General features: G+C 63.9%; 20 protein-coding genes and 1 pseudogene. 10 read left to right on the forward strand and 11 right to left on the reverse strand.

All coding sequences use genetic code 11. The features are described 5' to 3' along the window. Positions 1 to 48: 48 nt before the first annotated feature. The 5 genes from phnK to phnG are packed head-to-tail and all read right to left on the reverse strand — an operon-like array spanning position 49 to position 4,110. Positions 49 to 852 carry a phosphonate C-P lyase system protein PhnK gene (gene phnK, locus PCO31010_RS17340; RefSeq protein ID WP_174984921.1) on the reverse strand — a complete coding sequence of 268 codons (804 nt, stop codon included), beginning with the start codon at positions 850 to 852 and terminating at the stop codon, positions 49 to 51. An 8-nt stretch (positions 853 to 860) separates the two neighbouring features. Beyond that, complete coding sequence (locus PCO31010_RS17345) at positions 861 to 1,787, reverse strand: alpha-D-ribose 1-methylphosphonate 5-phosphate C-P-lyase PhnJ (RefSeq protein WP_150665352.1); 927 nt, start codon at positions 1,785 to 1,787, stop codon at positions 861 to 863. Continuing rightward, entirely contained in the window at positions 1,784 to 2,986 is a 1,203-nt protein-coding gene (locus PCO31010_RS17350) for a carbon-phosphorus lyase complex subunit (protein ID WP_150665353.1), read from the reverse strand. Before PCO31010_RS17350 ends, PCO31010_RS17345 begins: the two co-directional genes overlap by 4 nt. After that, the gene (gene phnH / locus PCO31010_RS17355) at positions 2,986 to 3,618 is read right to left on the reverse strand and encodes a phosphonate C-P lyase system protein PhnH (RefSeq protein WP_150665354.1); all 633 of its coding nucleotides are present in this window, start codon (positions 3,616 to 3,618) and stop codon (positions 2,986 to 2,988) included. The genes PCO31010_RS17350 and phnH overlap by 1 nt, the downstream gene beginning before the upstream one ends. Continuing rightward, the gene (gene phnG, locus PCO31010_RS17360) at positions 3,619 to 4,110 is read right to left on the reverse strand and encodes a phosphonate C-P lyase system protein PhnG (protein WP_150665355.1); all 492 of its coding nucleotides are present in this window, start codon (positions 4,108 to 4,110) and stop codon (positions 3,619 to 3,621) included. A gap of 94 nt (positions 4,111 to 4,204) precedes the next feature. Here phnG and phnF point away from each other — a divergent pair, with 94 nt between their 5' ends. The 3 genes from phnF to phnN are packed head-to-tail and all read left to right on the forward strand — an operon-like array spanning position 4,205 to position 6,281. Further along, positions 4,205 to 4,966, forward strand: coding sequence for a phosphonate metabolism transcriptional regulator PhnF (gene phnF / locus PCO31010_RS17365; RefSeq protein WP_150665356.1), 762 nt, complete (start codon positions 4,205 to 4,207; stop codon positions 4,964 to 4,966). After that, positions 4,963 to 5,712, forward strand: coding sequence for a DUF1045 domain-containing protein (locus tag PCO31010_RS17370; RefSeq protein ID WP_150665357.1), 750 nt, complete (start codon positions 4,963 to 4,965; stop codon positions 5,710 to 5,712). The genes phnF and PCO31010_RS17370 overlap by 4 nt, the downstream gene beginning before the upstream one ends. Next, positions 5,709 to 6,281, forward strand: a complete 573-nt coding sequence (gene phnN, locus PCO31010_RS17375) for a phosphonate metabolism protein/1,5-bisphosphokinase (PRPP-forming) PhnN (protein ID WP_150665358.1) — start codon at positions 5,709 to 5,711, stop codon at positions 6,279 to 6,281. The genes PCO31010_RS17370 and phnN overlap by 4 nt, the downstream gene beginning before the upstream one ends. Here the strand turns inward: phnN and PCO31010_RS26665 are convergent. After that, complete coding sequence (locus PCO31010_RS26665) at positions 6,255 to 6,827, reverse strand: TetR/AcrR family transcriptional regulator (RefSeq protein ID WP_174984879.1); 573 nt, start codon at positions 6,825 to 6,827, stop codon at positions 6,255 to 6,257. The genes phnN and PCO31010_RS26665 overlap by 27 nt on opposite strands. Beyond that, positions 6,824 to 7,360, reverse strand: a complete 537-nt coding sequence (locus PCO31010_RS17385; protein ID WP_150665359.1) for a dihydrofolate reductase family protein — start codon at positions 7,358 to 7,360, stop codon at positions 6,824 to 6,826. The genes PCO31010_RS26665 and PCO31010_RS17385 overlap by 4 nt, the downstream gene beginning before the upstream one ends. A gap of 265 nt (positions 7,361 to 7,625) precedes the next feature. Between PCO31010_RS17385 and PCO31010_RS17390 the strand changes: the two genes are divergently transcribed. The 3 genes from PCO31010_RS17390 (at position 7,626) to purU (ending at position 12,090) form a co-directional block, all read left to right on the forward strand. Then, positions 7,626 to 10,115, forward strand: coding sequence for a GcvT family protein (locus tag PCO31010_RS17390; protein ID WP_150665360.1), 2,490 nt, complete (start codon positions 7,626 to 7,628; stop codon positions 10,113 to 10,115). A 109-nt stretch (positions 10,116 to 10,224) separates the two neighbouring features. Next, positions 10,225 to 11,076: an NUDIX hydrolase gene (locus PCO31010_RS17395; protein WP_150665361.1), complete on the forward strand. Its 852-nt coding sequence runs from the start codon at positions 10,225 to 10,227 to the stop codon at positions 11,074 to 11,076. A 141-nt stretch (positions 11,077 to 11,217) separates the two neighbouring features. Continuing rightward, positions 11,218 to 12,090: a formyltetrahydrofolate deformylase gene (purU, locus tag PCO31010_RS17400; protein WP_046290690.1), complete on the forward strand. Its 873-nt coding sequence runs from the start codon at positions 11,218 to 11,220 to the stop codon at positions 12,088 to 12,090. Positions 12,091 to 12,138: 48 nt separating this feature from the next. Here the strand turns inward: purU and PCO31010_RS17405 are convergent, their stop codons facing one another. Together PCO31010_RS17405 and PCO31010_RS17410 are read right to left on the reverse strand one after the other, a co-directional pair. Next, entirely contained in the window at positions 12,139 to 12,819 is a 681-nt protein-coding gene (locus PCO31010_RS17405; RefSeq protein ID WP_174984882.1) for a GntR family transcriptional regulator, read from the reverse strand. A 48-nt stretch (positions 12,820 to 12,867) separates the two neighbouring features. Continuing rightward, positions 12,868 to 13,878, reverse strand: a complete 1,011-nt coding sequence (locus tag PCO31010_RS17410) for an asparaginase (RefSeq protein WP_150665363.1) — start codon at positions 13,876 to 13,878, stop codon at positions 12,868 to 12,870. 113 nt (positions 13,879 to 13,991) lie between these two features. Between PCO31010_RS17410 and PCO31010_RS17415 the strand changes: the two genes are divergently transcribed. The 4 genes and pseudogenes from PCO31010_RS17415 (at position 13,992) to PCO31010_RS17430 (ending at position 19,179) form a co-directional block, all read left to right on the forward strand. Beyond that, positions 13,992 to 15,347, forward strand: a complete 1,356-nt coding sequence (locus PCO31010_RS17415; RefSeq protein ID WP_150665364.1) for an MFS transporter — start codon at positions 13,992 to 13,994, stop codon at positions 15,345 to 15,347. A gap of 158 nt (positions 15,348 to 15,505) precedes the next feature. After that, a complete protein-coding gene (locus PCO31010_RS17420; protein WP_150665365.1) occupies positions 15,506 to 16,414 on the forward strand; it encodes a LysR family transcriptional regulator in 909 nt (302 codons plus the stop codon). Positions 16,415 to 16,657: 243 nt separating this feature from the next. Continuing rightward, positions 16,658 to 17,758, forward strand: coding sequence for a M14 family metallopeptidase (locus PCO31010_RS17425; protein ID WP_150665366.1), 1,101 nt, complete (start codon positions 16,658 to 16,660; stop codon positions 17,756 to 17,758). A 138-nt stretch (positions 17,759 to 17,896) separates the two neighbouring features. Then, positions 17,897 to 19,179, forward strand: a pseudogene (locus tag PCO31010_RS17430) (MFS transporter). An 87-nt stretch (positions 19,180 to 19,266) separates the two neighbouring features. On the opposite strand, the gene PCO31010_RS17435 reads toward PCO31010_RS17430, so the two are convergent. Then, a complete protein-coding gene (locus PCO31010_RS17435) occupies positions 19,267 to 20,637 on the reverse strand; it encodes a DHA2 family efflux MFS transporter permease subunit (protein WP_150665367.1) in 1,371 nt (456 codons plus the stop codon). 272 nt (positions 20,638 to 20,909) lie between these two features. Next, positions 20,910 to 21,290 carry a DUF488 domain-containing protein gene (locus tag PCO31010_RS17440; RefSeq protein ID WP_150665368.1) on the reverse strand — a complete coding sequence of 127 codons (381 nt, stop codon included), beginning with the start codon at positions 21,288 to 21,290 and terminating at the stop codon, positions 20,910 to 20,912. Positions 21,291 to 21,374: the final 84 nt, after the last annotated feature.

The following is a 21,374-nucleotide window of genomic DNA, read 5'->3' on the forward strand; positions in this document are numbered from 1 at the left end:
CCGCACCGCTGAGCGACGTCGCAGACGTAGTAAGGTTCGTTCCGGAGTTCATACGGGCAGTACCGAGGAAACCAACAATTGCGTGTAGGGATGTTGCGGGTCGTCGAGGACCTGATCGGTCAGCCCGGCTTCGACCACGCGCCCCGCCTGCATGACGATCAGGCGATGTGCGATGAGTCGCGCTACCCCGATATCGTGCGTGACGATGATGGCGGCAAGATGAAGGCGCTCCACAAGCGAGCGCAGCAGATCCAGCAGACGCGCCTGCACCGACACGTCGAGTCCGGCGGTCGGCTCGTCCATGAACACGAGACGCGGCTCGGTCACGAGATTGCGGGCGATTTGCAGACGCTGCTGCATGCCGCCCGAGAACGCACCAGGCATCTCGTCCACGCGCGCCGGATCGAGTTCGACCTGCGCCATCCAGTGACGGGCCTTCTCGCGGATATCGCCAAAGTGACGCGCACCGACCGCCATCAGACGGTCGCCGATGTTGCCGCCTGCCGACACGTTCATGCGCAGCCCGTCACGCGGGTTTTGCTCGACGAACCCCCACTCGGTGCGAAGCAGACGACGCTTGTGCGCTTCGTCCAGCGCGCTCAGGTCGTGCAGCGCACCGTCGGTGCCGCGATAGTGGAGCGATCCGGCGTCGATTTCGTGACGCAGGGCCAGCGCGTTAAGCAGCGTCGACTTGCCCGAGCCGGACTCGCCGACCACGCAGACCACTTCGCCCGGCCACAGATCGAAGCTCACGTCGGCGCAGCCGATGCGGTCGCCGTAGTGTTTGCCCAGTCCCGCTACGCGCATCAGCGGTTCGTCCAGGGGGGCAACATTGCGTTGCACCGAGTCCATCGCGGCGTTCATGCGCGCTCCTTCGCGGCGTGCGCCACGTCTGCCATGTTCGCGGACGTGCGGTCGCCGCAGTAATCGCTGTCCGAACACACGTACATGCGGGTGCCTTCGTCGTCGGTAATGACTTCGTCGAGGAAGCTGTCGGTGGCGCCGCACAGGGCGCAATGCGCATCCCACTTCTGGATTTCGAACGGGTGATCGTCGAAGTCGAGACTCTCGACCGACGTGTACGGCGGAATCGCGTACAGACGTCGTTCGCGTCCCGCACCGAAGAGTTGCAGCGCCGGATTCATATGCAGCTTGGGATTGTCGAATTTCGGAATCGGGGAGGGCGACATCAGGTAGCGCCCGTTGACGATGACCGGGTAGTCGTAAGTCGTCGCGATCGCGCCGTGACGCACGATGTCCTCGTACAGACGCACGCGCATCAGGCCGTATTCGCCGAGCGCATGCAGCTTGCGCGACTCAACGATGCGCGGTTCCAGACGGAACATCGGTTCGGGCATTGGCACCTGAAACACGAGGATCTGGCCGTCGTGCAGCGAGACTTCAGGAATGCGGTGGCGTGTCTGGATGACGGTCGCCTCCGACGTCTTCGTCGTGGTGGCGACACCGGCCGTGCGCGCAAAAAAGCGCCGGATGTTCACGGCATTGGTCGTGTCGTCCGCGCCCTGATCGATGACCTTGAGCGTGTCGTCGGCCCCGATCACGGCGGCGCTGACCTGAATCCCGCCCGTGCCCCAGCCATACGGCAGCGGCATTTCGCGGCTGCCGAACGGCACCTGATAGCCGGGAATGGCCACCGCCTTGAGCAGGCTGCGACGGATCATGCGCTTGGTGTGTTCGTCGAGGAACGCGAAGTTGTAGCCGTCGGCCGTGGCGGCGCTGGCCGCAGACGGTTGGGCGGTGTCTTGCAACGTGGCGGCGTCGTTCATGCTGCCTCCTGAGAGTTCTGAGCGGCAGGGGCGGTGGCGTCGTCGCTCGCTTGTGTGCTGTATTTGGCGGCATGCTCGGCGCGCAGACGGCGCACCAGTTCCAGCTCGGCCTGGAAGTCGACGTAGTGCGGCAGCTTCAAGTGCTGCACGAAGCCCGACGCCTCGACGTTGTCGCTGTGATAAAGCACGAATTCCTGTTGCTGCGCGGGCGAGGTGGCTTCGTCGCCCAGTTCGTTCGTGCGCAATGCGCGGTCGACGAGCGACATGGCCATCGCCTTGCGCTCGTTGTGGCCGAACGCCAGTCCGTAACCCTGCGTGAACTGCGGCGGAATGTCCTGATTGCCACCGAACTGCGTGACCATCTGGCACTCGGTCACTGCGATCTCGCCGATGTCGATGGCGAAGCCGAGTTCTTCCGGTTCGATCTCGATGGACACCTGACCCAGACGGATTTCGCCCGCGAACGGGTGATCATTGCCGTAGCCGCGCTGTGTGGAATAGCCGAGCGCGAGCAGGAAGCCTTCGTCGCCGCGTGCGAGGTTCTGCAACCGCGCCGTGCGCGACGCTGGGGTGAAGAGCGGCGAGTGCACGAGGTCGTGCGGCTCGGGGTCGGCGCCGTCGGTGTTCAGCGGTTCGAGCAGACCGTCGCGCTTCATGATGTCGGTGACGCGCGTGGTGGCCGCAATGGGCGGCACGTCCGGTACCTCAGCGACGGCGCTCGGTTGCGGCGCTGCGGCCGGTGCGGCGTTCGTGCGAAGTTCGCCAGCGAGCGGCGCGTCGGACGTCTCACCTTCGGCCAGCAACGCGAAGTCCAGCAGACGCTGCGTGTAGTCGTACGTGGCCCCGAGCACCTGACCGCCGGGCACGTCCTTGAACGTGGCCGAGATGCGACGCGACAGACGCATCGACGCCGTATCGATCGGCTTCGTGGTACCCAGACGCGGCAGCGTCGTTCGATACGCACGCAGCAAGAAGATCGCTTCGACCAGATCGCCCGATGCCTGCTTGATGGCCAGCGCCGCGAGCGTTTCGTCGTACAACGCGCCTTCGCTCATCACGCGCGAGACCGCGAGACGCATCTGTTCGCGAATTTGCGTGACGGTGAGCGCGGGGATGTCGGGATTGCCGCGTCGCGCGCGGGCGAGCAGGTCCCAGGATTGTTCGATGGCGCGCTCGCCACCTTTGACTGCGACGTACATCAGCAAACCTCCACATGCGTGGTGCGCGGCAACCCGAGCACCGTGTCGCCAGCGGCGATTAACAGGTCGAGACCGGCGGGAAAGCGCGGTGCGAGTGCAGCGCGGGCCTGCCAGAAGGCAGCATCCAGACCACCGACGGTGACGTCCGCATGGGTCTGAATGCCCGGGCCGCGCAAACGCAGATGCAGTCCGTCGCCGGTGTGACCCTCGCTTAGCGCGGGAACGTCGACGATCAACGTGGCGCTGTGCTCCGGCGATTCGGCCGTGCCGAAGGCGAAGCGCTCAAGGGCCGGGCAACTGGCGGGATCGGTGAGCAGCGCGAATTGCGCTTGCGCGAGGCCTGCCTCGCCGCTGAGCAGCGGTGCACCCGTGTGAAAGCGCAGGGCGCTGGCGACTTCGCCCAGCGGGGCTTGCAGCCAGACAGGCGTCGTAGCGTCGGCCAGCGCGAGCAGCGTGGCGCGTGCGGCAATGCTGGCTTCGTCGCTATGGCCAAGACGCTGGCCGACCTGACGCAATTGGCCGGGGCGGGCAAGCGCGTCGAGGACTGCGCGGAAGACGCCCTGAGCGTCGTGTACCGGATCGTCGAAACCGGGTTGCAGTGCCGACCAGTCGGGCATGGTTGCCGTCAACATTCAGGCCTCCCGGACCATGGTGAAGAACTCGACGCGGCTGGCGGCCACGTCGGCGTCGTTCTGCGCTGCGGTGGCAGCCAGACGTCGAGAGATCGCCGCGAGCGGACCGGCGGCAAGCACGCTGCGGTGCTGCGGCATTTGCATCAGGGCGTCCAGACGCGCCACACGCACCGCGCGCTCGGCGTCGCGGCCCAGCACATAGCCGGTGCCGACCACGCCGTCCTGCTGGCGCAGCGTGCAACGCGTGACCGTCGTCTCACCGAGATTGAAGCGGTCGCCGCTGCCACCCACGCGGCCCTGTACCAGCACAAGGCCGGTCTGCGGGGCGCGCAGCCAGATGAATTGCGGGGCGTCGGAGCAACGGGCGATGGCGTCGTCGAGTTCGTCGCGCGTGGCGCGCGCAAACAACGCTAGCCACCGGGCGCGGTCCGCCTTTTCCTGCGGGGCGGCGCCGTCCTCGTCACGGGCGGTGTCGGGAGATGTGATTGGCATAATTGTCTAGTCGTATAGACGTGTGTATGATCGCAATAACTTCAGATGGGGTACTGCTCGCGGCCTCATTACAACTTTCCGGGGTGTCAATTTGATGACAGCACAACTCGAACGTGGCGGCGGTGTTGCGGTCTGGCGGCAGATCGCGCAGATTCTGGCCACAGAAATCGGCGAGCGTCGTTATGGGGAAGGCTCGCCGGACGATCGTCTGCCGAGCGAGACGGACCTTGCGCAGCGTTTCGGCGTGAACCGACACACGGTGCGCCGCGCGATTCTCGGTCTGGCCGAGCAAGGGCTCGTGAACGTCGAGCACGGACGCGGCACCTTCGTGCAGGCGGCCGCCATCGGTTATGTGATCGGACGCCGCACGCGCTTTACCGAGAACCTCTCGCAGAACAATCTGAAGACCGCGCAGCAGATCATTTCCGCGCACAAGCTCAAGGCCGAAGGCAGCGTCGCGCACGCGCTCGGGTTGCGTGCAGGTGCGCCGGTCTATCGGCTGGAACTGACCCGTCGCAGTCTTGACACGCAGGGCATCGAACTGCCGTTGGCGTACAGCGAGAACTGGTTTCCGGCGTCGCGCTTTCCCGACTTTCCGGATGTGTTCGCAGAGCATGAGTCGATCAGCGCCACGCTCGCTATCTTTGGCGTGAAGGACTACACGCGTCTCGAGAGTCGTATCGGCGCGCGCATGCCCGACGCCGACATCGCACGACACCTTGGGATCAACCGTCAGCAGCCTGTGCTGAGCGTAGAAAGTACGGATGTGGACGAAGCAGGCAAGCCGATCAAATACGGCATTGCCTACTTCCCGGCAGACCGTATGCAGCTCGTGGTGCAGGGGGCGACAGAATGAACGAGGTAAAGCAGCAGCAACTCGACTTGTCGGTGGCGCGCTTTGCGATCTACTACGCGCCGCCATCTGGTTCGTGCTGGTGGCACGAAGGCAGCCGCTGGCTCGGGCGCGATGCGATCACGGCGCGCGTGCTTCATGCGCCGACAGTGGAAGGGTTGTCGCGTTCGCTGTACGACCTCACCGTCGATCCGCGACGCTATGGATTGCATGCCACGCTCAAAGCCCCGATGCGGCTCGCGCCGCAGGCGCAACTGAGCGATCTGTCGGGCATTGCGGCGGCGGTGGCGGCGCGTCACGTCCCGTTCGATTTGACGGTCCATACCGACGTTATCGGCACCGACAATGGCAAGTCGCCTGGCTTCGTCGCGTTGCGTCCGAAGGCGGGCGCTGCCGACGAGAAGGCGGTGAATGCGCTGGCGGCCGATTGCGTGCAGGCATTCGACACGCTGCGCGCGCCGATGAACGACACCGAACTGGCCAAACGAAATCCGCATCTGCTAACGTCGCGTCAGCGCGAGTGGCTGGCGCAGTGGGGATATCCGTACGTGTTCGACGAATTTCGTTTCCACGTCACGCTCTCCGACCGTGTGACGGCAGGCGACGCCACGGTCATCACCGATTGGTGGCAGCCGCGCGTACAGGCGCTCGGGCCGATGCGCGTCGACAGTCTCGCCATCTTCGTGCAGCCGACGCCCGCCGAGCCTTTCGTCATGTTCGAACGTTTTGCCTTCAGGGAAGCTGAATGAATCACGCACGCTTGTTTTACGTGATGGGGCCGTCCGGTGCGGGCAAGGACTCGTTGCTTGCGTACGCACGAGCGAAGCTCGATCACGCGTCGTCTTCCCATTCGCTGGTGTGTTTCGCGCATCGTTACATTACGCGTGCGCCGTCGGAAGGAGAGAACCACATCGCGTTGTCGCACGCTGAGTTTTCGGCGCGGCATTCGCTCGGTTGCTTCGCACTCGACTGGGAAAGCCACGATTACCGTTACGGCATCGGCGTCGAAATCGATGCGTGGATGCATGCGGGCGCGAATGTCGTGGTGAATGGCTCGCGTGCGTTTCTCGCACAGGTCGTCGCGCGCTATGCCGAGCGTCTGCATCTGGTGGAGATTCGCGTCGATCCGGACGTGCGGGCGCAACGTCTCGCGAAGCGTGGCCGCGAATCCGGCGACGCGCTCGACAAGCGTGTCGCGCACAACGTGGCATGGACGCCGCCCGAAGGTGTTCCGCTTTCGGTGGTCGATAACGACGGCGCACTCGAAGCGGCGGGCGATACGCTGCTCGCCTTATTGACGTCGCGGTCCGAGCGCTGACAACAGACAGTCGAGCGCCCGCCGATAGTCGCCATCGTCCGGTGGTGGCGCGGCGGGCGTGTCGTCATGCGCAAAGGGCAGGCCACTGCCGTGCGCATGATCGATCAGGATGTCCCGCCACAGAAGCGGTTCCGTCGTCATGGTTTGCAGCAGCCCGGTCAGCCGGTCGGTGATCTCGCGCGTCACACCGGCCAACGCCTCGGGCGTAGCGAAGATCGCGAGCGTCAGTTGCGGGTGGCGACGCACGGCGGCGTGATACCGGATCAGAATCTCGCGCACTTCCTCATGACACGCGAGGCCCGCTTCGATGTCTTTGAGCACGTCGGCGTACACCGCGTCCGACAACGCGCGCAACAACCCGGCGTAATCCTCGACGTGATGGTAAAGGCTCATGGGCGTGACGCCGAGCCGACTGGCGAGCGCGCGCATGCTCAGTCCCTTTCCACCGGTACTTTCCGCCTCGTCGAGCAGCGCGAGCGCCGTTGCCAGGATGGCGTCTCGCGTGACCCCGGTGCCCTGCGCGGGCCGTCCGCGCGGCCGCCTCATGCCACGACCCGATAAGCGGACTGCACCAATCCCGACGCAAAGCGCTGGCTGTCGATCAACTGCAAGTCCACGTCATCCGACAATGCGCCGAACAGCGGTTTGCCTGCACCGATCAGCACCGGCACCGTCGTGACGACGATGTCCGCGATCAGCCCATCGCGCAAAAACGACTGCACCACCTTTCCACCGTCGACATAGACGCGGCCCACGTTCTCCCGCGCTAACGCCTGCATCAGTGCCACCGGTGACAGGTCGGAGAAGCGCACTTTTCCCTTGAGCGCATCGGGTACCGGCGTGTTCGCCAATTGCGTCGACAACACCGTCACGGGCAGATCGTAGGCCCACGGGCCCATCGTCAGCACCTTCTCGTACGTACCGCGCCCCATCACGATCGCGTCCTTGTCGGCGATGAAGGCGGCGTAGCCGTGATCCTCGGTGGGATCGTCGCGTTGCAGCAACCAGTCGATGTCGCCATCGGGTCGGGCGATGAAACCGTCGAGGCTGGTGGCGATAAAAGCGTGCGCTGTCGTCATGGCGTTTTTCGTCATTATTTATACGTCGTATATTTTTGCGCAGACGTCAGCCAAACACAAGGCGTACGGGCGACGGCATGTCGATGCAGGCATGGCACACGTGTGATCGCGGCATCGATGTCGCTCATGTGCCATCGATATAGTGTTGCATTGTGTGTTGTAATGTTGCAAATTATTGCAATGATTTCGAAGTTTGAGTAGTCTCGCGTCATCGCTCATGTCATTGCCCGGCGCTGGCCGGTGCAAGCCTTTCCGGAGTCCGTCCATGCCTTCAGCCTTGCCCACTCATTCCCGCGTCGTCATCGTCGGCGGCGGGATCGTCGGCTGTTCCGTTGCCTATCACCTGGCCAAGCTCGGCTGGACCGATGTCGTGTTGCTGGAGCAGGGGCAGCTGTCGTGCGGCACCACGTGGCATGCCGCCGGGCTGGTGGGGCAGTTGCGTTCGCAGGAGAGCATGACGAAGCTCATCCGCTATTCCACGAAGCTCTACAGCGAGCTGGAGGCGGAAACGGGGCTTGGCACGGGATGGAAGCAGTGCGGTTCGCTGTCGGTGGCGCGCAGCGCCGAGCGCATGACGCAGCTCAAGCGCACGGCCGCCGTGGCGCGTGCCTACGGCGTGCAATGCGATGTGATCTCGGCGCGCGAAGCGGGCGAACTCTGGCCGGTCATGCGTACCGACGATCTCGTGGGGGCCGTATGGCTGCCCGGCGACGGCAAGGCCAATCCGACCGACCTCACGCAGGCGCTCGCACGCGGGGCGCGTAGCCGTGGCGTGCGCATCGCGGAGAACACGCGCATCACGCAGATTCACACGGCGTCGCCCAACGGTATTCGCACGGCGACGGGTGTGTCGTGGCAGAACAAGGACGGCGAGCACGGACGCATCGATGCCGAGATCGTCGTCAACTGTGCCGGTCAGTGGGCCAAGGCCGTCGGTCGCATGTGCGGTGTCACCGTGCCATTGCATTCCGCCGAGCACTATTACATCGTCACCGACCGTATCCCGGGCGTGCATACCGATTTGCCGGTCATGCGCGATCCCGACGGCTACATCTACTTCAAGGAAGAGGTTGGCGGTCTCGTGATGGGCGGTTTCGAGCCGAATGCCAAGCCGTGGGGCATGAACGGCATTCCGGAGAATTTCGAATTCCAGCTGTTGCCCGACGACTGGGACCAGTTCGAAATCCTCATGGAGAACGCGCTCATTCGCGTGCCCGCGCTGGAGACGGCGCAGATCCGCCAGTTCTACAACGGGCCGGAATCGTTCACGCCGGACAACAACTTCATCCTCGGCGAAGCGCCCGAGCTACGGAATTTCTACGTCGGTGCAGGCTTCAATTCGATGGGCATTGCGTCGGCCGGCGGTGCAGGGATGGCGCTTGCAGAGTGGATCGTGGCGGGCGAGCCGACGATGGACCTCTGGCCAGTCGACATCCGTCGCTTCGCGGGCTTTAACGGCAACGACACGTGGCTGCACGATCGCGTGAAGGAAACGCTGGGTCTGCATTACGCCATGCCGTGGCCGAATCGCGAACTCGATACGGCGCGTCCGTTCCGGCGCTCGCCGCTGTACGCGACGTTGCTCGCGAAGGGCGCGTGCTTCGGTAGCAAGATGGGATGGGAGCGGCCGAACTTCTTTGCGCCGTCGCCCGAACAGGCGAGCATCGATTACAGCTTCGGTCAGCAGAACTGGCATGCGTGGAGCGGGGCGGAGCATCATGCGTGCCGCGACGCCGTAGCGCTGTTCGACATGAGCTCGTTCTCGAAGCTGCTGATCAAGGGACGCGACGCCGAACGGGTATTGCAGACGTTATGCAGCAACGACGTTGCCGTCGCGCCAGGGCGCACCGTCTACACCGCGATGCTCAACGAGCGTGGCGGCTACGAATCGGACTTCACACTCACGCGCCTCGCGCCGGACCAGTACCTGATGGTCACGGGCTCGGCGCAGACGACACGCGACATGGACTATCTGGAGCGGCGCATCGCCAGCCAGCCCGACGATCCGCGCTGTACCGTGGTCGACGTCACCGGCCAGTATGCCGTGCTTGCGCTGATGGGACCGAACTCGCGCGCGCTGTTGCAGCAGGTATCCAAAGCCGATTTCTCCAACGAGGCGTTCCCGTTCGGCACGAGCCGCGAGATCGATCTCGGCTACGCGACGGTGCGCGCGACGCGCCTGACCTACGTAGGCGAACTCGGCTGGGAGCTGTACGTGCCGGTCGAATTCGCGGTTGGCGTCTACGAAACCTTGCATACGGCGGGCGTTGCGTTCGGATTGAAGGACGCGGGCTACTACGCCATTGATTCGTTACGCATCGAGAAGGGCTATCGCGCATGGGGACGCGAACTGACGCCGGATGCGAACCCGGTCGAGGCGGGTTTGACGTTCGCCTGCAAGCTGGCGAGCGACATCGCCTTCACGGGACGTACCGCCGTCGAGCTTGCGAAGTCGAAAGGCGTGCGCCGTCGGCTCGTCAGCGTCGCCCTCGATGGCGCGAGCGACAAGATGCTGTGGGGCGGGGAAGCGGTGTTGCGCGACGGTCAGCCTGTCGGGTTCATCTCCTCGGCGGCCTTCGGCCACACCATCGACGCGCCCGTGGGCCTCGCCTATCTGACCAACCCGGACGGCCCGGTGTCCGCCGAGTACGTCGAGGCCGGTCGCTATCAGGTCGATCTCGCGGGCGAACTGCTCGACGCGCGCGTACAACTGCGCGCGCTGTATGACCCGAAAGGCGAGCGGGTAAAGGGCTGAACGCCCCTCATGAGCCACGCTTCGGGCGAACTCGTCGCCGCTTCTGTAAAATGCCGCTTTTGCCTCGATTTCGTGCGCCAACGCCTGGCGCGCGTCCGGTCTCTGACGTATGTCTTTTGCTTGTATTGCGGCGGCGCGCCGCTTCGACGACCGAGCGCATCTGCCGCTCGTGATCGGTTCGCAGCGTTTTGGTTGGATTCGCCGTAGCGACGTCGAGTCGCTGTGCCGCTGGCCCGAGGTGTTCGAGATCAGCTCGCTCGCCGTGCGCATTCATCCGCGTCACGATACGTGCGAAGCCCGCACGGCGGCGCTGGCGCCCGTGATCGAAGCCCTCGCTGCCGAGGGGCGCATCACCGGCTGGCGCAACGAACATTACGCAATCCGTCAACGCCTGTACGACACGCCGCTGGCGTGGATCGAACGCGCCGCCTCCCGCTTTTTCGGCACGCGCACGTTCGCCGTGCATGTGAACGGCTACGTGCCCGCTCGCTTCGTCGGCGAAGCGCCGAAGATGTGGATCGCGCGCCGCAGCGTGCTCAAGGCCACCGATCCGGGCTGTCTCGACAACCTGTCGGCGGGTGGCATCGGTAACGGCATCGGCGTGGGCGACACGCTGGTCAAGGAATGCTGGGAAGAAGCGGGTATTCCGGCGCATCTGGCCAACGAAGCGCGTCCGGGCCGTACGCTGCACATCCTCGCGGAAATTCCCGAGGGCGTGCAGTCCGAGCAGATTTTCGTCTACGATCTTGCGCTGCCGCGCGGGTTCGTTCCCGAGAATCAGGACGGCGAGGCGAGCGCGCACTGGCTGTGCTCGGCGGGCGACGTACGCGACGTGATCGCGCGCGGCAAGATGACGGTCGATGCAAGCCTCGCGAGCCTCGACTTCCTGCTGCGCGAAGGCGCGATTCGCGTGAAGGACTGCGCCGGTATCGAGGCGTTGTTCAAGCCAGCGGACGAGTAAGCCCGCGCCGGACTGCGCCGAATGCCGAGTGCGCACGCGGCCCGGCATCGAATCGAGCGAATCGAGCGCATCGACCAAATCAACGAATTACCGAATTTCAACACTGCAACGCTCATTGCAAGCCTTTGCCCAGGAGCAATCATGGCACCGATCGAAAATAGCTACATTCTGAAGTTGTCCTGCCCGGACCGTCCCGGCATCGTCCACACGGTGGCCGGTTTCCTGGTCGAGCGCGGCGGCAACATTCTCGACTCGGCGCAGTTCAACGATCGCTTCACGGGCGGCTTCTTCATGCGCGTGCATTTTCAACAACTGCCGGGCCAGACCGATCTGGCGTCGCTCCAGCGTGACTTCGCCCCGCTGGCCGAGCAGTTCGAGATGGAATGGGAACTGGTCGACGCGTCGATCAAGCCGCGCGTCATGCTGATGGTGTCGAAGATCGGGCACTGCCTGAACGACCTGCTGTTCCGCTACAAGACCGGCCAGCTCAACGTCGAAATCCCGGTGATCGTCTCGAACCACAAGGATTTCTACCAACTGGCGGCGAGCTACAACATCCCGTTCCACTATCTGCCGCTCATGAACGCGACGCCCGAGTCGAAGGCAGCGCAGGAAGCCAAGGTGTTCGAGCTGGTTGAAGACAACAACATCGATCTGGTGGTGCTGGCCCGCTACATGCAGGTGCTCTCCAGCGACCTGTGCAAGAAGCTGGCGGGCCGCGCCATCAACATCCACCATTCGTTCCTGCCGAGCTTCAAGGGTGCAAAGCCGTACTATCAGGCGTTCGACCGTGGCGTGAAGCTGATCGGGGCGACGGCGCATTACGTGACGTCCGATCTCGACGAAGGTCCGATCATCGAACAGGAAGTCGAGCGCGTCGACCACACGATGGACCCGGAGCAACTGACCGCCATCGGGCGCGACGTGGAATGTGTGGCCCTCGCGCGCGCCGTGCGCTTTCACGCCGAGCACCGCATTCTGCTCAACGGCCACAAGACGGTGATCTTCCGCTAAGCGGCCAGTTCAAAAATACGGATGGGCAGCGCGCCGCAGACGATGCAATCAGTCGTTGGCGGCCGCTTCGGCTTCGCTCTGCTCGATGGCCTTGACGATGATGCGCAGCGTGGCGTCGAGGTGATCTTCCGTATGCCGCCTGGCGGCGGCCACGTCGCGTGCACGGTACTCGTCTAGCATCTGCTGGTGCTCGTGATTACTGACCTCGACGTGCACCGGACGCATATACAGCGACAGCGCAATGTAAGGACCGGACGCATCGCGTAACGTCTTGATGAGATGCGCCAGACGCGATTCGTCCTGCGAGGCCCACAGTGCTGCGTGAAACGCCTGATTCAGCTCGGTCCATTTGGCGACGTCCTGCGTGGCGAGCATTTCCGCATGAAGCGCCTGTGCGCGCGCGATGTCCGCTTCGCTGATCGTGGCCATCGCCTGCTCGGCCATCATCGGTTCGAGCGTCTTGCGCAATCGGTAGAGCTCGTTGACGTCGTCGACCGTCAGACCGCGCACCACCGCGCCGCGGTGAACGTCGAAGAACACCAGCCCCTCGGAGACGAGCGTGCGCAGTGCTTCGCGCACCGGCGTGGTCGACATCTCCAGACGGCGCGCGAGGTCGTCCTGCCGCAGGCGGTCGCCCGCTTTGAGCTTGCCTTGCAGAATCTCGGTACGCAGTGTCTCGATGGCATATTGATATGCCGTGAGACGGCGGCGGCCAGAGGTGCCGGACACGCTGGCAGATGCGGAGGACGTGCTTTTCAAAGCGGTGTGGTGTGAGGATTATCGACGCGTGAGTTTACTCCAATTTGTCAGGGCCTCCGTCACGGCGCCGGGTGCCACGCCCGAGGCAAGGAGCGCCGTCACGAGCAGTCGTGACTTGAGTCCCGAGAGCCAGCCGGACATCACGGCCCCGCGTCGGACCAGATCGATTTCCGCCCCCACGTAGCCGTAAGTTTGTGACGCCGTCGAGCCACCCGCTGCCCGGCTCGCGATCACCACCGGGACCTTTTTTGTCAACTCGCCGATACGCTCGGCAAAGCCGAACGACACGTGGCCCGCGCCCTGCGCCGCGATCACCACGGCCTCATAACCCGCTTGCACGGCGAGCTCGGCAAGCTCGCCCTCGTCGCCCAGCACGGCGCTCACCAAAGCCACCTTCGGCCACGCACGAACCGGTCGTGCCAACGGCTGCGCACGCATCGGGGCGGCGTGGAAAAACGTCGGGCGACCTTCCACCAGGCGTGCAGCAACGCCGCCGTCGAGCGACACGAAGGCCTGAACCGCCAGCGAATCGCCCTTGCTGACCCAGCGTGCATAGTGCGCCGTGTCGTTCATCACCACCAACACGCCCCGGCCTGCACTGTCGGGATGGATCGCCGTGCGCACGGCCGACAGCAGATTGGCCGGACCGTCGGCACCGGCCGCCTGCGGCGCGCGCATCGCGCCGGTCAGGATCAGCGGTGCGGGCAGCTTCCAGAACAAGTCCAGCAGGAATGCCGTCTCCTCCAGCGTGTCGGTGCCCTGGGTGAGCACCACACCGACGGCGCCCGCCGCGATCTGTTGCTCGGCCCAGGTAAGCACCTCCATCAAATCGTCGTAGCGCAGCGATGCGCTGGGAAGCTGACGAATCGATGCCGTCGTGATCGTCGCGGCCTCGGATAAACCGGGCACCGAGCGCGCCAGTTGCGCGGCGTCTAGCGTAGGGACGACGCCGCCTGCGGCGTCGGAGGGCGTCATGCTGATCGTGCCGCCAAGCGAGGCGACGGCAACCACGGGAAGCGAATTGGACATGGTGGAGGCTGGGTTTTTGATTTCAGTTGATATGCATTGTGCATTATATATAATCGACAATCGTTTGCGAAGGGCATCGAGCGCTTCGCACAGACCGACAATGAGGAGACGTCATGCAACCAACAACCGTGGGCCATCCGGCCGCTGGAGCGACGCGATACCGGTTCGCCGTATTCGCGCTGATCGTGGTGATTGCCCTGGTGAACTACATCGACCGCGGCGCAATTTCGTATTCCGCCGCGCAGATCACGGCCGAATACGGCTTCGACCGGGCGGGCTGGGGGGCCGTACTCGGCTACTTCGGCTACGGCTACATGTTCGGCGCGCTCTTCGGTGGCGCACTGTCGGACCGTCTGGGCGCCAAGAAGGTATGGGTGATTGCCGGCATCGCATGGTCGGCGTTCGCCATTGCCATGATCTGGGCGGGCGACATCGGGATTGCGGTATTTGGTGGCTCGGCACTGACCGGGTTCGCCACGATTCGTGTGCTGTTCGGTTTCGCCGAGGGACCGGCCTACTCCATCATCAACAAGACGATGTCTGCATGGGCGTCGCCGTCTGAGCGCGGCTTCGCGGTGTCGATCGGCCTGTTGAGCACGCCGCTGGGCGCGCTGCTCACGGCACCGGTGGCCGTCGGCCTGCTGTTGCTGACCGATAGCTGGCGCACGATGTATGTTGTGCTCGGCATTGCGGGTTTCGTGCTGATTGCGCTGTTCGCACGCGTCTATACGAATCGCCCCGAAGAGAACCCGCGCGTGAACGCCGCCGAAGTGGCGCTGATTCAGGCGGGACGTCCGGCGCAGAACACGTCCGCCGCCGCAGCTGCGAGCGACATGCCGTGGTGGAGCTTCTTCAAGAGCAAGACACTGGTGTTCAACTCGATCGGCTACTTTGCCTTCATCTACGTGAACTTCATGCTGTTGACGTGGACACCGAAGTATCTTGCGGACGAATTCCATTTCACGCTGTCGTCGCTCTGGTATATCGGCATGATCCCGTGGACGGGCGCGTGTGTGACGGTGTTGCTCGGCGGTCGCATCTCGGACTGGCTGTATCGCAAGACGGGCAAGCTGGTGATCGCCCGTAGCTGGTTCGCGGCCGCCGCGCTGACCTGCACGACGCTGTGCTTCCTGCTGGTGTCGCAGGCACAAAGCGTTTGGGCGGTGATCGCGCTGATGACGCTCGGCAACGCGCTGAATGCCCTGCCGAACTCGGTGTACTGGGCGGTGGTGATCGACACGGCACCCACGCGCGTGGGCACGTTCAGCGGTCTGATGCACTTCATCGCGAACATTGCCTCAGTGCTTGCCCCCACGCTTGCCGGGATTCTGTCGGCCAAGTATGGCTATTCGTCGATGTTCATTGCCACGGCCGTCGCCACGGCGGTCGGCGTGTTCGCCATGCTGCAGGTCAAGCCGGGTGTCGGCCCGAAGCTCACGCGTCGTGAGGGCGAGACGGTGTCGGCCTGATCCTGACCGGCATGCAACAGAAAGCGGGGACTCGCGCCTCTCGCGATATCATTTCCTGATCACCGGCATGTCGATGCCGCTCAGGAAAGCAGAAACAAAACAGAGACGATACGCCGACCGGTACCTAACACCGGTCGGCGGTCGCGCGAGACGCCCGCATGAACCTTCAGCATCTGCACGCCTTCACCATCGTGGCCCAGCAGCAAAGCATTCGCAGCGCAGCGCGCGTGCTCGGTCTGTCCCAGCCAGCGGTCACACGCATCATGCGCGAGCTCGAACGCAACGTCGACACGCATCTGCTGCATCGCGGCAGCAAGGGGATCGAGCTCACGCCGTACGGTCAGGCATTGCTCAAACGCGCCCATCTGATTCTCGAGGAAGCGCGCAAGGCGCAAGATGAGCTCGACCAGATGCGCGACGGTGCGGGCGGCAGCCTGAACATCGCGATTTCGTCGACCGCAGCGCTGTCGCTGTTTCCGTCGGCGTTGCAGCGCTTTCGCGAGCGCATGCCGCGCGTCGAACTCACGATCAGCGAGTCTGCGCCCCCCCACACACAGGACCAGTTGGAAGCCGGGCGTCTCGACTTCGCCGTGTTGACCGAACTCGAAGGCGGTGCCGCCGACGGATTCGAGCGCACCGTGCTGCTGCCCATGCAACTGGTCGTGGTCGGTCGCAAGCGGCATCCGCTGCGCGGCGCGAAGTCGATTGCGGAATTGCGCGACAGCCTGTGGCTCGTGCCGGGCATTGGCGACAGTGCGACCGATTATCTGAGTCGCGTGTTCCGGGACTATCGCCTGAACCCACCGCAAGACGTGATCTCGTGTCGCTCGATCGTGACGGCGTTGAGCATCATGGAGAACTCCGACGCGCTCGGGATCTTCTCGCGCGTGGTGCTCGACCGGCGCCAGCGCATCGCGAACCTGAGCCTGTTTCACCCCGCCGAACCGCTGCCTATGGCGTGGCTGTCGCTCGTGACACGGCCGGGGTCGCAGCCCACGCCGGCGGCGCGCTGTCTGATGAACTGCCTCGCGGAAGCGGCGGCGAGTTTCACGGCGGCCGACGTCTGAGACGGCTGCGCATGACGATCGCCTCCTGTTGATTCACCCGCCTCGTGCGATAAGAAATGCTGATATCAGGAATATATTTCTTATCTTTTGGGTATAGGGGCGCAGCGATAAGATCCCCGTAACCCGTCTGCCGACGTTTAACGTGGCGCCCTCTCCGGTGGCACAGTACGGCGACGCAGACGAGTCACTACAACAACCGATACCTGCACCGGCCAGGCCGGTGTGCGGGCAAGGAGGATGGGGATGACGACATCGCAAGACACCGAGCGTTACTTTTCTTCGACCTACGCCGAGGCGCGCGAGCGTTTTCTGAGCGCAGCACGACGGCACACCGACCGGATCGATTCGTACCCGGTCGACGCCACTGGCGCGCAGGGCGAAGCCTTGTCGACCGACGTGGCGATGATCGCGCCGCCGAACGCCCGCCGCCTGCTGATCCTGACGTCGGCCACGCACGGCGCCGAGGGGCATTGCGGCTCAGGTTGCCAGGTGGCGTTGCTTGACGACGCGCCGATGCTTGCACGAGCGGCCGAGGCCGGTGTGGCCCTGCTGCTGATCCACGCGGTCAATCCGTATGGTTTCTCGTGGGGCAGTCGTACCAACGAAGACAACATCGACCTGAATCGCAACGCGCAGGCCTTCGGCGCGCAACCGCTGCCGGTCAACGCCGACTATGGCGATGTCCACGACTGGCTCGTGCCGTCTGAATGGCCGCCCACGCCGCAGAACGAGCGCGCCATCGCCGAGTACATAGAACGCCACGGCGTACAACGTTTCCGCAACGCGGTTTCCAGCGGGCAATACACGCACGCCAGTGGCCTGTTCTACGGAGGTCAGGCACAAAGCCGTTCGCTGCAGACTGTCTCGCATGTCCTGCGCACGCAGGCCGCGAGCTTCGCGGACATCGGTTGGATCGATTACCACACCGGACTCGGGCCGCAGGGACACGGCGAGAAGATCTTTGCAGGTCGGCGCAACGAGCAGGAAGTCGATCGCGCGCGGCAATGGTGGGGCGCGGACATCGCGGTGCCGTTTGCAGGCACGTCGGCGTCGGTGGACGTGACGGGGCAGCTTGCCTCGACGATCTACACGTGCTGCCCCGAATCGCGCCCGACCCTGATGGCGATGGAGTACGGCACGCAGCCGTTCGAGGCTGTCGTCGGCGCGCTGCGTGGCGAAGCCTGGCTGCGCGCGCATCCGGACGCGCCGACCGACGTTGCAACGGCGTTGCGTCGGCGCGTGCGCGACGCGTTCTATTGCGATCACGACGTGTGGAAGGGCATGGTGCTCGGCCAAAGCCGGGTCGCTGTGCTTCAGGCGCTTTGCGGGCTGTCAACGACGTGATGCTGCGCCCGCTTCCGGGTGCGCGTGCGTCGTCACGCATCATCTCGCGTGGTTGATGATCTATCGGGTCGGCGCGGCATCTCGCGGGTGTCGCGTCACCCTCGATTCGGCAAGTCTTCTGCACTTCAAGGAATCGCAATGAACAATGCGTCTCTCGCAATGTCGGCCGATGCGAAGCCCGCCACGCCTGCGTGGCGGGTCATCGCGGCCGCCACCATCGGCAATGCCCTCGAATGGTTCGACCTTGTCGTCTACGGCTTTTTCGCCGTCACGATCTCCAGGCTGTTTTTTCCGGCGGGCGACTCGACCGTGTCGTTGCTGCTCACGCTGGGCACGTTTGGCGTGTCGTTCTTCATGCGTCCGCTCGGCGCGATCGTGCTCGGCGTTTATGCCGACAAGGCTGGCCGAAAGGCCGCACTCACGTTGTCGATCACGTTGATGATGGCCGGCACACTCATCATCGGCCTGATGCCGACCTACGCTTCCATTGGCGTGCTTGCGCCGATCGGTCTGGTTCTCGCGCGGATGATCCAGGGCTTTTCAGCTGGTGGGGAGTATGGCAGTGCCACAGCGTATCTCGCGGAACAAGCGCCGTCGCGCCGAGGCTTCTACGCGAGCTGGCAGTCGTCGAGTCAGGGCATGACGACCTTGCTGGCATCGGTCTTCGGGGCCGTGCTCACGAGCAGTCTGAGCGATGCCCAGATGCAAAGCTGGGGATGGCGTATCCCGTTCCTGTTCGGCCTGACGATCGGCCCGGTGGCGTATTACATCCGCACGCACATGGACGAGACGCCCGAGTTCGTGGCGGCCGAGACCACGCAATCGCCGCTGGCCGATACGTTCTCGAGCCAGAAGGAACGCCTGTTGCTCGCCATCGGCGTCGTCGTGCTCGCCACGGTTTCGGCCTACCTGATCCTGTTCATGCCGACGTATGCTGTCAAGCAGCTCGGTGTTTCGGCTTCGACGGTTTTCACGGCCATCATCGCCACCGGCGTGATTCAGACAGTGGGCGCGCCGATCGTGGGGCACCTGTCGGACAAGCACGGGCGCACGGGCATGATGCTCGGTGCCGCCGTGGTGTTCCTGCTGCTGTCCTGGCCGGCGTTTTACGTGCTCGACCTCATGCCACGTTCGGCACCATGATGGCCATGCAGATCGGTATCGGGCTGGTGAGCGTGGCGTACTACGGCGGCATGCCTGCACTGCTCAGTGAGCTGTTCCCGACGCAAACCCGTACGACGGGTATGTCGATCGCTTACAACCTGGCGGTCACGATCTTCGGCGGCTTCGCCCCCTTCATCATCACCTGGCTGATACAGGTCACCGGTAGCAAACTCGCGCCGAGTTTCTACCTGATGGGCGCGGCAGTGATCAGCATGATGGCGTTGCTGCGGATCAGGGCGTTGAAGTTGCGTCTATGAAGTCCGTGTCGCCAGAAGCGGCACATCGCACAAACGCAAAAGCCCGGGACGCGTAGTCTCGGGCTTTTTTATCGCGCGCGAAACGTATCAGGTGCGCTGTGCCAGTTCGCTGCCCGCATCGCGCGAAAGCCGCGCAATCGAAATCGTCGAGCTCACGGCGATCAGGCCGACGACGAGAAACGCCCACGGGAAGTCGACGTTCGTCACATGGTCGCGCCCATGCAGCCACGACGACGTCTGCAACACTGCCGCACCAATCGTAATCCCGAGCGTGAGCGACACCTGTTGTGCGACGCTGGCGAGGCTCGTGGCCTGACTCATGCGATGCCCCGGCACGTCGGCGTAGGAAATCGCATTCAGACTCGTGAATTGCAGCGAGCGGAAGCAACCGCCGAACAGCAGCGTGCCGAGAATCACCAGGTGCGAGGTCTGGTCGGTAAAGAGTCCATACCCTCCGATGGTCGCGGCCGCAATGACCGCATTCGTCATCAGTACGCGACGGAACCCCCAGCGCTGAAGAATGCGCAGAGAGAGCGTCTTCATGAACATCGCACCGGCGGCGGAAATGAACGTCAGTGCGCCCGACTCCAGCGGCGTCATGCCGAAGCCGAGTTGCAGCATCAGCGGCAAGAGAAACGGTGTCGCGCCGACGCCGATGCGAAACAGCGTGCCGCCACCGACACCCGCGCGGAACGTGGGGATGCGAAACAGATCGAGTCGCAACAACGGATGCGCAATCCCTTTCGCATGACGCAGATACGCGACGATCAGCGTAGCGCCGACGGCGACCAGCCCGAGGGCGAGCGGCGTCGGAATCAGATGCCGGCCGATGGTCGACAGGCCGAGCATCAGAATCGATAACCCGAAACCCGAGAGCAGGAAGCCCTTGACGTCGAGCGGCGGCACTTCGTCTTCATACAGATCGGGGATGTATTTCGTCGCGAGGATGAAACCGAGCACGCCGATGGGGATGTTGATGAAGAAGATCCAGCGCCAGTGCCAGTACGTCGTGATGAAGCCGCCGAGCGGCGGACCGAGCACCGGGCCGACCAGCGCCGGGATCGTGAGGTAGTTGAGCGCGCGCACCATGTCGCGCTTCTCCACGGACTTGAGCAGTGCGAGTCGCCCCACGGGTACCATCATCGCGCCGCCCATGCCCTGCACGAAGCGTGCAATCACCAGCTCCGGCAAGTTGGTCGAGATGCCACAGCAGATGGAGCTGACGACGAACACGCCGATGGCGGTGCGAAAGACGTTACGCGTGCCGAAGCGATCGGCGATCCATCCGCTGACCGGAATGAAGACCGCGAGGCTGATGAGGTACGTCGTGAGGGCGAGCTTGAGCGTGATCGGGCTCTCGCCGAGATCTTTCGCGATCAACGGCAAGGAGGTGGACAACACGGTGGAATCCATGTTCTCCATGAACAGCGCGCAGGCAACTATCAGTGGAACAAGCATGAGGCATGGCGTTGCCGTCGCGGCAACGAGAGTAAGCGAACGAGGTACGGCAAGAGGTGCAGCACGGGGGGTACCGGGGTAAAGCGCAGACGTTGAAGCAGATGACGCTTTCTGCGGTTATAGCAAATTCCGGTGCTGCTCGTCCCGTTGAGAGGGGAAGCGAGGCGTCATGCGGGTTTCGGACGAGGTGATAGCGCGATGCGTCGTTTCAAACAGCGGAATGCCGTGCTGTAGGGCGATATCACGTTTTATCTGATGAACTTCGTAAGTCGTTAATGCGACTCAAGAAAGTCACGGAGGACGTCAAGGTGCGTATGCGCTTCGTCGTCTTCCAGTCGATGTGCGGCCGTGAGTAATGTGACCGGACCTTCGGTCAGACGCTTGCGCAACTCGGCGAGCATCGCGTTGTGATCTGCATCCAATGTCGAAAGCTCTTCGAGGAAGCGAGTGCGGAACTCCGCGAACGCCTCGGGATGCTCGTGAAACCACTTGCGCAGCGGTGTACTCGGCGTGACGTCCTTTGCCCAGAAGTCGATGTGCGCCTTGACCTTGGCCAACCCGCGCGGCCAGAGGCGGTCGGCGAGAACACGCTGGCCGTCGGCAGCGTCGGGGGCGTCGTAGACGCGCTTGAAGCGAATGTTGTAGGACGGCATGGGGGACGGCCTCCGGTAGTGATCGAGTGAGCGCGCGCAGCTCGCGCTGAGCGGGCGCGCAATACTTCGGAGCTTACCGGAGGC

The organism is Pandoraea commovens (assembly GCF_902459615.1).
GTDB classification, from domain to species: domain Bacteria; phylum Pseudomonadota; class Gammaproteobacteria; order Burkholderiales; family Burkholderiaceae; genus Pandoraea; species Pandoraea commovens.